8 protein-coding genes and 10 pseudogenes are annotated in these 13,228 nt (G+C 50.8%); 12 read left to right on the forward strand and 6 right to left on the reverse strand.

Annotated elements, in window-relative coordinates; genetic code table 11:
• Nucleotides 1–281: 281 nt before the first annotated feature.
• Nucleotides 282–896, reverse strand: a pseudogene (locus EL22_RS15620) (heterodisulfide reductase-related iron-sulfur binding cluster); the annotation flags it as partial.
• A gap of 258 nt (nt 897–1,154) precedes the next feature.
• Here EL22_RS15620 and EL22_RS19070 point away from each other — a divergent pair.
• The 4 genes from EL22_RS19070 to EL22_RS15645 are packed head-to-tail and all read left to right on the forward strand — an operon-like array spanning nt 1,155 to nt 3,081.
• Nucleotides 1,155–2,096, forward strand: a complete 942-nt coding sequence (locus tag EL22_RS19070; protein WP_050052337.1) for an archaellin/type IV pilin N-terminal domain-containing protein — start codon at nt 1,155–1,157, stop codon at nt 2,094–2,096.
• 26 nt (nt 2,097–2,122) lie between these two features.
• The gene (locus tag EL22_RS19555; RefSeq protein WP_050052338.1) at nt 2,123–2,314 is read left to right on the forward strand and encodes an archaellin/type IV pilin N-terminal domain-containing protein; all 192 of its coding nucleotides are present in this window, start codon (nt 2,123–2,125) and stop codon (nt 2,312–2,314) included.
• 6 nt (nt 2,315–2,320) lie between these two features.
• Nucleotides 2,321–2,590, forward strand: a complete 270-nt coding sequence (locus EL22_RS15640) for an AbrB/MazE/SpoVT family DNA-binding domain-containing protein (RefSeq protein ID WP_050052339.1) — start codon at nt 2,321–2,323, stop codon at nt 2,588–2,590.
• 11 nt (nt 2,591–2,601) lie between these two features.
• Entirely contained in the window at nt 2,602–3,081 is a 480-nt protein-coding gene (locus EL22_RS15645) for a PIN domain-containing protein (protein ID WP_050052340.1), read from the forward strand.
• Nucleotides 3,082–3,260: 179 nt separating this feature from the next.
• Here EL22_RS15645 and EL22_RS15650 read toward each other — a convergent pair.
• Together EL22_RS15650 and EL22_RS15655 are read right to left on the reverse strand one after the other, a co-directional pair.
• Nucleotides 3,261–4,223: pseudogene (locus EL22_RS15650) on the reverse strand (hypothetical protein); the annotation flags it as partial.
• 258 nt (nt 4,224–4,481) lie between these two features.
• On the reverse strand, nt 4,482–4,787 hold the full coding sequence (locus EL22_RS15655; protein ID WP_050052342.1) for a hypothetical protein: 306 nt from the start codon (nt 4,785–4,787) through the stop codon (nt 4,482–4,484).
• Between the two features lie 124 nt (nt 4,788–4,911).
• Between EL22_RS15655 and EL22_RS15660 the strand changes: the two are divergent.
• A pseudogene (locus tag EL22_RS15660) lies at nt 4,912–5,799 on the forward strand (TraM recognition domain-containing protein); the annotation flags it as partial.
• Nucleotides 5,800–5,860: 61 nt separating this feature from the next.
• A complete protein-coding gene (locus EL22_RS17765; RefSeq protein WP_050052344.1) occupies nt 5,861–6,172 on the forward strand; it encodes a hypothetical protein in 312 nt (103 codons plus the stop codon).
• Between the two features lie 223 nt (nt 6,173–6,395).
• Here the strand turns inward: EL22_RS17765 and EL22_RS15670 are convergent.
• A pseudogene (locus EL22_RS15670) lies at nt 6,396–7,124 on the reverse strand (dihydroxy-acid dehydratase); the annotation flags it as partial.
• Nucleotides 7,125–7,189: 65 nt separating this feature from the next.
• A pseudogene (locus tag EL22_RS17770) lies at nt 7,190–7,276 on the reverse strand (inorganic pyrophosphatase); the annotation flags it as partial.
• A 200-nt stretch (nt 7,277–7,476) separates the two neighbouring features.
• On the opposite strand from EL22_RS17770, the pseudogene EL22_RS15675 reads away from it, so the two are divergent.
• The 5 genes and pseudogenes from EL22_RS15675 to EL22_RS15685 form a co-directional block, all read left to right on the forward strand.
• Nucleotides 7,477–7,734, forward strand: a pseudogene (locus EL22_RS15675) (PadR family transcriptional regulator); the annotation flags it as partial.
• 447 nt (nt 7,735–8,181) lie between these two features.
• Nucleotides 8,182–8,295, forward strand: a pseudogene (locus tag EL22_RS17775) (IS630 family transposase); the annotation flags it as partial.
• Nucleotides 8,296–9,312: 1,017 nt separating this feature from the next.
• Nucleotides 9,313–9,903, forward strand: coding sequence for a hypothetical protein (locus EL22_RS17780; RefSeq protein WP_156184247.1), 591 nt, complete (start codon nt 9,313–9,315; stop codon nt 9,901–9,903).
• A gap of 289 nt (nt 9,904–10,192) precedes the next feature.
• Nucleotides 10,193–10,585 (forward strand): annotated as a pseudogene (locus EL22_RS16920) (dihydroxy-acid dehydratase); the annotation flags it as partial.
• A gap of 259 nt (nt 10,586–10,844) precedes the next feature.
• Nucleotides 10,845–11,474: pseudogene (locus EL22_RS15685) on the forward strand (chromosome segregation protein SMC); the annotation flags it as partial.
• Nucleotides 11,475–12,131: 657 nt separating this feature from the next.
• On the opposite strand, the gene EL22_RS15695 reads toward EL22_RS15685, so the two are convergent.
• Complete coding sequence (locus tag EL22_RS15695) at nt 12,132–12,584, reverse strand: hypothetical protein (protein ID WP_050052346.1); 453 nt, start codon at nt 12,582–12,584, stop codon at nt 12,132–12,134.
• Between the two features lie 156 nt (nt 12,585–12,740).
• On the opposite strand from EL22_RS15695, the pseudogene EL22_RS15700 reads away from it, so the two are divergent.
• A pseudogene (locus tag EL22_RS15700) lies at nt 12,741–13,228 on the forward strand (dihydroxy-acid dehydratase); the annotation flags it as partial.

Raw genomic sequence — 13,228 nt, forward strand, 5'->3', positions numbered from 1 at the left:
GACATTTTCATGTAATAAACATAATTATAACCGAGATCTCTTATTAATTCTAAATTCTATTGGGGAATGCTGGACGGCCTATCATCAAATGTGTCTGTATTTCTGCGTCAAATGTAACCATGTTTTATACTCTATCCAATATTTAATCCCTGTTCTACTGGTCTTTCTCTCTTTACATTCTCGAGGTCATCTTGACGTTCTTCGATGGAGATCCGTCACGGTTTCTACTAACTACTGCAATAGATAACGGGAAAACAATTCTAATTGATTTTGAATCTGGATTAGTTTGCTACGATTTCAAGATCCGCCCGTTCTTCCTTCCCGATCGCTTCGACGATGAGTTCGGCGATGTCGACGATTTCGATATCGTCCTCGAAATCGCCGGTTTTGCGGCCGTCCTCGTACATCGTCATGCACATCGGGCAGGCGACGACGAACTTCTCGATATTTGGGCCAGCGTCGGTGTCCTCGAGGGCTTCGCGGAGGCGTTCTTCGCTGGGTTTGGGCTCTTCGTCGAAGTCCATCCAGAGGCCGCCCCCGCCGCCACCGCAACAGAACGAATTCGAGCGGTTGCGCGGCATCTCCTCGAGTTTGCAGCCAGTAGCGCGAATGAGGTCGCGCGGGGCTTCGTACTCGTCGTTGTACCGCCCGAGATGGCACGGGTCGTGGTAGGTGACTGTATAGTCGAGTTCGGTGCCCGACAGCTCGAGTTTGCCGTCGTTGACCAACTTCTCGACGGCCTGGGTCCAGTGGAGCACGTCGACCTCGCCGTCTTTGTTCCACTTCTCATCGTACTCGAAGGGCATGATGGGGTCGTCGGCGAACTCCTCGAAGTCGACTTCCGGATTGACCTCGGTGCTGCAACGTTCGAATACGTTGGTGGAAACACGATCCGTGGTGATGAGGACGGATTCAACGGTCTCACTATTGAAGATCTGGATGGAAACGCCGCTGGTGACACTATTATCGAGGCTGGAGAGAGTCTTCAGATCGGATTAGATCTGGATGATAGTGATACCACAAAAGCCAACACGATTTCGCGCGGCGACGATGCGACGTTCACGATCAATACTGCGGACAACTCCCAGACGACGAAGGTGCTGATGGCACCGTCGACGCTCTCGACGTCATCTGACGTGCGGTTGTGATATCTAATGTTTGAGAAAATTACAGACGAAGACGAACGCGGACAGGTTGGTATCGGGACACTCATCGTGTTCATCGCGATGGTGCTTGTTGCGGCGATTGCAGCAGGCGTGCTAATGAATACGGCTGGATTGCTCCAGTCCCAAGCAGAAGCAACGGGCCAAGAGAGCACGGATCAGGTCTCGAACGTCGTCAGTATTGACTCGTCGACTGGATCTGTTGCTGCGGATGCAACCGCTATTGAGGATGCGAACTACCGGATCAATGATAATATTGTTGCAGGAAGCATAACAGATCTGTCAGTCGGAACCAGTGCTGGAGGTGCAGAGATTGCTGGTAATGTCGATCTTGCTGCAGCAGAACAAGCGCTCGAAGACGAGGATCTCTCTGATGGTACTGAATTCCACATCACTGTGAATGAAATTGATGGGGAAGCTGCAAGTAATGTTCTTGCTTCTGGCACTGGCTCACCCACACAAAGTGGAGCATTATCCGTTAGCGCTCTCAGTAGTGATCAAGATACCGTCGTAACTGATCTCACTGAAGCTAGTGATGCTCTCAGTGCAACTGCCAACAATGAAAATGTAGTCGATGAGAAAGCCATCGATTCCGTTGAGATGATGGTTTCGCTCGGCCCGGGTGCCGATGCGGTTGACCTCAATGCTGCTACGTTCGAGTACGTTGGCGGAAACACGATTCGTGGCGATGCAGACGGATTCGACGGGCTTTCGATCCAGGACCTAGATGGTACAAGCGCTGATAGCACCATTCTCGAGTCCGGAGATACGCTTCAGATCGAGTTGCTACTTCACGATAATGTTAATACGAACGCCGATGCGATCGCGGCAGGCGACGAGGCGACGTTCACTATTAACACTGCGGACAACTCCCAGACGACGGAAGTGCTGATGGCACCATCGACGCTGACCGACGAAGCGTTGATGCTCTAAAACGGCATCTACGTTTTCATTATTTAATGTACGAGACGGCCTCTGACGGAGATAGACGCGCACAAGCAGGCATTGGGACGCTGATCCTATTCGTAGCGATGGTACGAACTAAACACGCCGTCCTCGATGAGCGAATCAAGTTCTTTCAATGCGAACTGATCGGTATTTCGAGCGGCGCAAGAGTTTTATATGTCAGCATAGTAGTGGGAATTGGGTGATTGAAAATGGGAAAGACCTCATTCGAAGCGAACAACGGAGAAGAACTCACGCTCACAGTGGACGATAGAGGACGGGTAACACTCCCAAAAGAGGTTCGGGACCGATTAGGCCTCGAATCGAACGATGAGGTTTCTGCTACTCTCGTCGGGTCCGTCCTCGAAGTCAACACCAAACCAAGCTCGAAATTAGAGACAGCAACAGCTGGTCAAGAGAACTGGGAGAACACGACACCAACCGACGCCGGAGAATCGCTCTTCGGGCCGATGGACCAGTGAGTGACTATCCGATGATTGATTCTCTCCCGACTGAAGTGACGGTTCTCACTGACGTGAATGTCCTCGCAATAGCGCTTACCGACGATCATCCCGCACACGACGACGTGTATCCGTGGATTCAGAACGCGATCGATGGGCCAAACGTCTTGCTCGTGTTCGATTACTATCCGTTGCGAGCCCAGTACTTGATGACGAGCGATTTTGGAGTAGACGCAGTTGCTGCTCGAAATGCTATTCAATCACTTGTTTGTAGCCCTGCACGGATCGTCAGTGCCACCGAGACAACAGTGCTCGAGGCGTACGAGATCAGCGCTGAGAAAAACCACGACGTGTACGATTCGTTCATCGTTGCGCTTGCACGAGCATATGACGCCGATTACTTGATTACCACTGACGGTGATTTTGACGATCTTTGTGACGATGAAGATGTAAAATACGTCAATCCAATACCAACTGAGAAACGTGAGAAGTTAACATTAATTGAGGGATAGTATGAGCTGTAATGCATATACGGCCTGTACTTACCGAGATCTCTCAACCTTCGTTAGCCACAGGTGATTTCAACAGAGCTTCGAGTATCTACGTTGCAAGACGACATTATTCCCGGCCCGAAACAGTATTTATATGACACTACAGGGCGTTGGATCAAATGGAAGCCACACACTCACGCGTCCCTTGTCTCGTAGACCGTTGTTTCCCCCTGTTCGTAGACAGTATACTGATCAGTCTCACGGTCGAAGCTGTAATAGGCTGGTATACTATCTTTCGAGAGAGCAGTCGAAGATGGCGTACGAATGAACTCTGTGTCACCATCCGAGAGAACACGTTCATCTCCCTCACGTTTCCAGACCGTTCGCGTTGACTCATCGGTCGATGGTCGCACAGCCGTCACACCACCGAGGGCGGTGGCTCCATCACCAAACGTGACGAGTTCATCCATATTGTAGAGCTGCTCAGTGCCATCAGCTAGCTCTCGAACTGGTGACTCAAGCATCCTCTCGAGCCGACGCGCTGAGTGAGCGAGACTCTCTTCTCCTGGTCGCACAACGAAGAGTGGGATCCGGTCATCCTCTTGCGCCCGTTTGAGGTTCTGCAGAACTTTCGCTGGCCGATTCGGCGTCGTTGTTTCGGCTTCGAGAGCAAACTCACCATTGTAGTTAGGGTGTGTGGCCGTCCCATCGGGTTGTTCGCTCCCATCTTGTTCGAGGATCTCAACAGAGAAGCCACACTTCGTCAAGGCGGCCTCGAGATCGAATAGGAGAGAATCATGTTCCGAGCCACCCGCAGAGCGCACATCCCCAGTTTCAGGTGTCGCAACATCTTCACCCTCGTCAGTCAACCGAGCGACGACCGTATCATCGTGCGCGCTGAGATCAACATCGATCAAGGGCGACTCCCGACGCACATCAGGGAATTCCTCGAGTGGAGTCTCTGTAGTGAGGCCTTCAGCGGTATCATCGTCCTCACTCTCTAGACGGTCGAGCACTTCTGCGTCGATGTCGGTCACGGGAACCCAGCCGTTCTGCTCGCGAACGTCCTCCCGCAATTGGACAGTTCGAATCGCTTCCGCCATCACCCGGTCGACAGTAAGCGCAGCGGGACTTGCCGCCGCATTGTACTCGCGATAGATGAGATAGATAGCTGTGGTAGCTATCTGGAGTAGGTATCTGTAACAAATCTCTGTAACAGATTTCTGTACATGGTGCCCTCTGTGGGTTCTGTAGAAATCACAATCCACCGAATAATCACTATGAATTACTGTAGCAGATGTCTGTATGTGATAGAATAAAAATACTGTCGCCTACAATCCTTCTTCAAGGCGAGAATTCCGCCGTTCACCGAGTTTCCTGAATATGTGACCTCAATCTTTATAAACTCCCTTCGAAAAGCGCTACAAGAGCTGCTGATAGTCAGATTCTGTAATATCCGAAATTCGCTTGATAATCCTCGTAATGAGGTTAGTTGGATTATCTCCTCCTGCCTTTGGTGGATAGTCTAGCACTTCAATCTCGAGGGTTCGGGCATTATTCAATTGTCCATCTGCAATCTCTATGTTGAGGACTGCACGGGTGTAGATCACAATTACGCGAGTCGCGGAGACATCTAAATATTCGATGTCGAGAGCAGTGAACGTTTCCGGCAGATCGACCTCGGATGTGAACCGATACCGAGCTAGAGTCTGGTCATCGGTTACCATTATAGATTTCAATGCTTTCTCTGGTTAAAACTCCCCGTGATCGTGAATCCTATAGCCATTGCACAGACCAGGCTTCGATTTCATCAAAGACTGGACAGAGTGATGGAGTATGCGCCAAAGGTGCGCCGATCGACGCGAAGACTTCGCGCTCGACGTCGAAGATCCCTATATCCGTGAGTTCTGCCTCGAAATCGCGGAGATGGAAGAGGAGACGGTTCGGCCGCTTTTGAAACGGATCAAATCCTGGGTCGAGAACTCGGTGATCCGGCGGATCATCGCCCATCGCGAGAGTACGATCAACTTCCGCGATATCATCGACAACGACCGGATCGTCATCGTTCGAACGCCGGTCGAGAATACGGATATCAAGAAGATGGTGACGCTGGGTGTGATGCGAAACTTGTGGTCAGCCATCCAACGGCGGTCCTACGAACTCGATACTGAACCGGATCCCTACTTCGTCCTCTGTGACGAGTTCAACGACATCGCCAGCGATAATCTCGATATTGAGTCGATGTTAGCCCGTGCTCGGTCGATGCGTCTCTCCGTGACTCTGGCCTCGCAGTATCCCTCTCAGTTCGAGGAGGACACGCTGAAAGCGATGCAGAACAACTGCGATAACCTGCTCACGTTCTCAGTCAACGACAGTGATAATGCCGAGTTATTGATGAAACGATTCCGTGATTATACGGCAGAGGACCTCATTACGACCGACCAGTTTAAAGTCTGGACGCGGATTCCCCTCTCAGGTGGGCGCTACTCCGAACCCGTCTTGATCCGGACGTTCCCGCCGTATCCGCCCCTCCGGGGGACAGATGCTGTCGATCAGATCATCGAGCAGAGTCTCGAACGGTATGGAACTGACCCACTGACGGATAACGAAATCCTTCGCAATCTCATCTATCGCGAGTACAATGCGGCGGCAAGTCCCGCTGCGCTTACTGTCGACCGGGTGATGGCGGAAGCGATTCGAACTGTCCAATTGCGGGAGGACGTTCGCGAGCAGAACGGCTGTGATCTGCTTCGCTGTCACTAACTTCGATTGTCGCGTTGTCGCTTGCCACCGAGTCCGTGTGGTTAAACTCGAACTCGTAGTCGCCAGCGTCGAAGTCAGTCATAACTGCGTTGAGATCAATGTCATCAGCGCCATCGAGGTTAACTTCGAAGGTTGCGACATCATCATCATTGTTACTGGTGTCGCCTTTGATATCTTCAATGGAATTACCATTATCTGCGTTGTTGATGAAGATGTCCTCGATATCCGTAGCGTCGAGACCCTGATTGGTCTCAGTGACGTTCACGATCTGAGTATCGCGGTCAGACTCGTAATTGACGGTTGCGGTTTCATCCTCAAGGATGTAATCCTCATCAACGGAGATATCTAGATTCTCTTCGTCAACCCAGAACTCCGCTCCGACATAATTGTCACTTCCATCGAATGCATCACTCCAGATGAGGTGATATGCACCGGTTCCGAGATCGCTCGTGTCGATGTCGATCTCGTTACCATCAGCTTGGACGGTTTTGACCTCGGAGTCGGAGTCGATGTCATCCTCACTGCTTGGGTTTAGTCCCGAGTGGATTTCAACACCAGAGGTGCCACTGAGGTCGAATAACTAATATCTCACCGGATTCAATCTCACCCTCCTGAACGTACGCCATCGCCTCCTCTTCTCCATCAAAGACACGTGCAGGGCCAGTTAGATTGAAACCTTCGTTGCCAGTAACCTTGAGAACGCCGCCGTGGGGTGATAGATTTCCTGTGAGTATCTTGATTGCCCCCTCCTTATGGAACGGGTCATCAACTGTAGCAAGAAAGTCTACGTCGATTTCTTCATCAGATGGCAGATTCAGAGTCTCCAATTCCTCTGCGATAGTGTTTCCGGTGATAGTCATAGCGTCGCCGTGGAGATATCCACCCTCAAGAAGTCTTCGGATAACAACAGGAACCCCACCAACTTCGTGGAGATCTTTCATAACATGCGAGCCACCCGGCTGGAGATTTGCTATCTTTGGGGTCTGACTACTGATCTCGTCAAACTCTTCGATAGAGAGATCGATATCTGCCTCAGCAGCCATTGCAAGGACATGTAGAACACCATTCGTCGATCCACCCATTGCAGCCTGTAGTGTAATAGCGTTCTCGAATGATTCCTTTGTGAGAATATCACTTGGACGGCGGTCTCTTCGTTCAAGGTTGTTGATTTGGTCTTCCAGTTGGCCGATCTGGTCACTCAAACTTCGAGAACCATTTCGTCCCACATCGTCTTGTAAGTCTGAGATCTCGCGCTCGATTTCTCTGAATCTTCTTTCGGAATCGTCTGGCATTGCACCTGATGATTTGTCTATAGATTAATAAGCGATCGCGTAACGCAGTGAAAGTAGAATCACTTTCACTCCGGACGGTCACGATTTATTGACTCGACGACGGCGTAGATCTCTTCGGGCGCGTTCGGTCCGGTTTCTATGTCTTCCCAGAGGTTTACCATACCGAAACGATTCATGGACGATCAAAAAGTACTTTCGTAATCGAACTGGAACCTATAGCTGATGGCCACCAGACGAATTAGTAAGGTGAGCCGACGAAACGACCATGAAACGGTCGACAGCACGCTTCGAGACTGTTTGGCTGTAATCATTGGACGAATAGTTGGCAAGTCTTAAATAGTCTGGTGACATTTACAAATCTATGTCAGAGGCACAAGCAGTTACGGGCGAAGAAGGTATTGCGCGCGAAATGACCGCGTTCCAGAACAACATCCTCATCATCCTCGCCAAAGAGCCGATGTACGGTCTGGCGATCAAACGGGAACTCGAGGATTACTACGGAACCGAAGTCAACCACGGGCGTCTCTACCCGAACCTCGACGAACTCGTCGAACTCGGTCTCGTCGAGAAGAGCGAACTCGACAAGCGAACGAACGAGTACTCGCTGACCGACGACGGCTAACTTTTTCGAGATCGGTTCGGTTCAACCGCTCGACGATCAATTGGGTTGGAAAGCGACCGAAACCAAATAAATATAGGTGAATCTGTAGATTAGCGGCTCAAATATCGTTCTAGGAGAGAAGTTGACGGGAGACTCGTTCCTCACCTCAATATGTTTGCCATTTGCAAACGCCATTGAAAAGGGGAATTGTGATATACTCGTTGTTGCTTGAGAAGCGGTTATTCCTCAGCGGTGTTATGTTTGTGAGTACGGATACTACCGTATAACGACTGAGTTTACAGGATGTTTTCCATTAACAAACGCCATACAGAATCTATTCTAGTTACATATGTATGAATGTAAATCACAGAGGGGGCACAGTTTTTGTGGCCGGCAATGGGTGGAATACGGTCCTGCCTATAGTAACCGTTAGAATTCTCTGCCCATTGATTGTTGTAGCTTCTAGTGGATCATCTCGACGAGATCTCCATCGAAGAACTTCACGATGCACTCGACAACGTCGAGGGAAAGAAGCCGACACAGCGGCTGTTAGCGGCAACTGCGTACAAAAACGGCGTTCTGCTCGCTATTGTGCTCATGTCCCTGTGATTTCGGTCTACAGCGGGCTCGAGTTTGGCCTGTGAATCTCGATCGTCAGTCCAACGGGTTGAACGGAATTTCGAGAGACTGCTACGAGTCGGTGGGCTCGAGGCACTCCCTGCATACTGTATCTCGTCGTTGTAGCCCGATATCCTCCCAAGATTTTCAACAGATTAGTTATCTGTATTTTCGCTCTGTGACGCGTTCATCCAGAACATGATCGCGAACAACGTACTAAAGAGTGCGATGACCCCCGATAGTAGTCTGACAGCTGTCCGATCCAGACACTACGTTTTTTTGATCCGGCGACGAATGCTTCCAGTGTCCTGTGTCTGGATCCGATCCAATCCAGTGTCCAACTTGCGGATGGACGGGCGCACAGTCTGAAATTGAGAATACAGATAATGGATCCGTTTGCCCCGTTTGTGGCGAGTCTGTGGTGATCGRRTAWGATCGACGAGACGGCCGAGGAAATCAGGGAGATGCAGACACACAGCTCCTCGGTGGTGGCGATAAACGCGATGATGAGCATGCAATTCTGCATTTCCAGAGGGTCCACCTTTAGCACCGCAATTTTGGCAAGTATAATTATCTCGTTTGTAGACCGTCTTCCGTCGGGTGTCCCAGTCCGACGGATATCCCCCTTGCATATATCAATAATCGAACTAGTGGTTCATATTCCTAACGGTAGTATTTATCATCAAAAGCCACAATTGTAAAAGTCAGATTCTATGGTGCAAGTGATGGAGTTTCGTACTACACAACCAATATTAGAGCATATTCAGTGTGTAAAGATATATTATATTTAGGAACTAACGTTTGGAAATGTTTATTGTCCCATATTCATTTTCTAACTGTTCTGTGACCCACACTCCACTACTAGCGTCATCGGACACACGATAATATGCCTCTGCCTGTGTCCTTCCATCTATCGTCATGTCATCACTATCGCCTAGGATTAACTCTTCATCAGGCGATGTAATCAACATCCCCCGTGTGAATTCAGCTTGTTCAGATGTCTATCAGGTTTCGAACGTCGTCAGTATTGACTCGGCGACTGGTACCGTTCAGAGTGGTGGCGTCGCCCTCGGTTCGGCTAGCTACCAACTAAATGATGAGATGGATGCCGAAATCACAGCAGTTGATCTCAGTGGAGGTACTTCGGCAACAGGTGTAACCCTGGCGGAGGCAGCGGATCAACTTGAAACAGCATCACTCAGTTCGGGAACTGTCACGGTTACAGTTACTGAACTTGACGATGGTGATACAATTGTTGGCAATGTCTTTACAGGCAGTGCCGGTGCTGATATTGACCTTGATTCTCTCACATATGATTCGAGTGAGGACAACACTGTAGTTGCCGATTTATCCGAGTCTGGTGGCAATCTTGCCATTGCGCAATCTGCTACGGCTACAAGCTCGATTAACTCGGTCGAGATGATGGTTTCGCTCGGCCCGGGTGCCGATGCGGTTGACCTCGGTGCTGCAACGTTCGAATACGTTGGTGGAAACACGATCCGTGGTGATGAGGACGGATTCAACGGTCTCACTATTGAAGATCTGGATGGTTCTGTGTCGACGATCTGAACGCCTGTGTCTTCCCCAAGATCGTGCAGCGTGATCTCGAAATCATACCCAGTTGCATCGTACCGGATATCCGTCGAATTGTCGCTGATATCGATATCGCGGTATTCAAACGAGTCGAGTTCACCCTCGATTGCCACATCACTTTTCTCGTCCAGCCCGATCTCGAGCGGTGTCCCGTCAACACTCAACTGATCGAACGACGTGAACTCTTCGTCGAGACCAGATACCGACGCCTCAGTTGATCCATCCGATGACACAGATCCATGCGGGTAGAGATCGACTGTATTCGAATAATGAAGGACCACAAGGTGGTCCTGGGATGCGTGAGATGCTCGGAGTGACCGCTGCTGTCGTTGGGCAGGGTTACGAGGACGATGTTGCGCTCCTTACTGATGGCCGCTTCTCCGGTGCAACCCGTGGCCCGATGATTGGCCATATCGCTCCAGAAGCTGCTGCCGGCGGTCCCATAGCAGCCCTTGAGGATGGAGACACGGTCACCGTTGATGTCCGTGAGCGCGAACTGTCTGTAGATCTCTCTGAGGAAACACTCAATGCACGTCTTGAAGACTGGGAACCACCTGAACCCGAGTACGAAGGTGGCTTCCTTCGAAAGTATGCCGACATGTTCGGCTCTGCTGCCAATGGTGCTGTAACAAATCCTGCTGCCAAGCGAAATAGGTAGGTAGAGAATATGATGGAACAAAACTAAGCTCAGTATAACAGAATACGCCATACATTGATTGGTATGTGCCTGCCACAGAGGGTATCAAACTAATCATCTTCTACGGATTGCAACAGAACTGGAGAGTCCACAGCTTGGCTGTTATACACCCGATTCGTTCCGCGATGCGAACCGGCCGCGTCCTCGTGCCGCTGAACGTTCGGGAAACGCCGTCCGAACTGGCGTCGAAGCTCGAGCGGACGGAACCCGACGCGTGCTCTGTGAAGCCGAGATCGAAACCCTGCAGGAGGAGAAGGCAGCGCTCTCGAAGGAAATCTCCCAGCTTCAGAGTACCATCCAGTTCAACGAACAACTGCTCGAGGAGCCCGACTCCGTACTCGTCGACGCGAACGAGTCGGTCGACGACGGTGGCGACGACGGGGCGATCACCGATCAGTTGCTCGACGATTCGGAGACGGTCACCTGCTGGACCTGCGGCTCCTCGGTGGCCCGCGAGCAGATCGAGACGACGATCGAACAGCTTCGGGACGCGCGCGAGGATCGCATTCAGGAGCGAACCGAGATCAACAGCGACCTCGAGGAGCGCCGGGAGACCGTCTCGACCATCAACGAGAGCCGAAGCGAGTACAAGCGGACCCAGCGTCGCCTCGACTCGATCGACGACGAAATCGACTCCCGCAGCGAGACGATCGACGATCTGACCGACGAACGGGAGGCGCTCACCAACGAGATCGACGCCCTCGAGACCGAGATCGACGAGCTCGAGACCGAAGACTACAGCGGCGTGCTCGACCAGCACAAGGAGGTCAACCAGCTCGAGTTCAAACTCGAGCGCAAAGAGCGCGAGCGCGACGAGATCGACGACGAGATCAGCTCGATCGAAGAGCAGACGCTCGTGAACGTCCAATAGAAGCCGAATTCAAAGAATTCGTAGATGGAAACCTCCCGGGTCAAGATGAGTCTCCACACTACTGGTGGACTGGACTTGTGACCGACGAACGAACGTTAAACCATCTCCATCAATGCGCTCTCCACTTCGAACCGTACGGTGATTACGATAGTTTCGGAGAAACACCGTACTGCCATTGGGTAGTACAAAACCACGCAACGAAGAGTTCAACTGAAAGTCTTCTTCGTGGAAACATGACCCACTTGTCTTATCAGAGTGGGATTGTGGGTTATGAGACTGACGCCAGTGGGTTCAAAGCGTTGATGAAGTTAGTGAAGGCGGTTGAATCTCAACCCGTGTTCTTGGCCTACGTGTTCGGAGCAATGGGACATGGGAAAACAGACTTCTCAGCCCTCAGATTCTGGATTTGGGCCAGATCCAGATGTTACAACGCGCACAAACTTCCCAGGGAGCGAATTTAGAATAGAAATGTCTGTAGAAGATAATGATTTTGATGGGTCGATATCTTTCAACCTGTTTGAATGTAATGAAACACATTAAAAATTAATAGCTATTACACACTGCTTAGTGTCTGGCAATCATCACATTTCTATAAATTTGTTGACTTGAAATCTGATAGTAGTGTTTATCCATATACTATTTAATCATTCGTGTATCCATAATCGACTCGTGAACTCCGGATCGCATTCGCCGTCTCCCTGCGTCGATGGCGCTAAGTCCACTGGCGGAATCCACATCCAGCACACCGGCCTCAGAAAGCCCGATTGCTATCTGACGAGATTCGCCAGACTCGATGATCGTGTCATCAGTTGCAGTGCCATCGAGAGTCTGGATCTCGAGCCCCTCGAACTCATCCACAGTTCCTCGAGCCGTGGTCGAGCCCACGTACTCGAATGTGGCAGCATCGAGGTCAACCGCATCGGCACCAGGGCCGAGCGAAACCATCATTTCAACACCAACAACCTGATCGTCAGAGACCTCACCAGTTGCTGAGTCGATGGTCACGACGTTCGAGACCTGATCTGTACTTTCTTGGCCCGTTGCCTCCGCCTGAGACTGCAGAAGACCGCGGGTTTTTTGTATGGTCAATGTCGATTGCCTACATAGTCTAATTAGTTTGGTTTATTTATTATATATTACTCATTTAAGTTATTTAGTGGATGAGATATCCAAAACTCCGAGTTAGAGGATGAAATCCTCTCAAGGAAATACAAACCGAAAACAGCGCCACCTAGGATTATTGGTGAAGTCATTGCTGACTCTGTCGAACTGGTCTCATTTGCTGAGCGTATGGACGCGCTCGTCACCGTCGCAGGATGTGACAAAAATCTCCCCGGCATGATGATGGCTGCAATCCGTACTGACCTTCCGAGTGTTTTCCTTTATGGAGGGTCCATCATGCCCGGCGAGCATGAAGGCCGCGAGATTACAGTGCAGAGTCTCTTCGAAGGGGTCGGCACCGTGGCTTCTGGCGAGATGACTGAGGAAGAACTGGATGAGATGGAGCGTAACGCCTGCCCGGGGGCGGGTGCATGCGGTGGGATGTTCACTGCGAATACTATGTCGTCAATTAGTGAGGTGATTGGTCTTGCTCCACTCGGTGCCGCTTCGCCGCCTGCAGAGAGCGATGAACGCTATGAAGTCGCCCATGAGACCGGCAAGATCGTTCTTGATGCTGTTGAGAGTGACCGCCGTCCAAGTGATATTCTCACAAAGGAATCATTCGAGAACGC

The sequence above is a fragment of the Halostagnicola sp. A56 genome (assembly GCF_000691505.1).
Lineage (GTDB): Archaea > Halobacteriota > Halobacteria > Halobacteriales > Natrialbaceae > Halostagnicola.

Excerpts from the sequence above, each read along its gene's own strand:
- EL22_RS19070 (WP_050052337.1), top strand. The coding sequence starts at position 1,155 with ATGTTTGAGAAAATTACAGACGAAGACGAACGCGGACAGGTTGGTATC.
- EL22_RS19555 (WP_050052338.1), top strand. The coding sequence starts at position 2,123 with ATGTACGAGACGGCCTCTGACGGAGATAGACGCGCACAAGCAGGCATT.
- EL22_RS15640 (WP_050052339.1), top strand. The coding sequence starts at position 2,321 with ATGGGAAAGACCTCATTCGAAGCGAACAACGGAGAAGAACTCACGCTC.
- EL22_RS15645 (WP_050052340.1), top strand. The coding sequence starts at position 2,602 with ATGATTGATTCTCTCCCGACTGAAGTGACGGTTCTCACTGACGTGAAT.
- EL22_RS15655 (WP_050052342.1), bottom strand. The coding sequence starts at position 4,787 with ATGGTAACCGATGACCAGACTCTAGCTCGGTATCGGTTCACATCCGAG.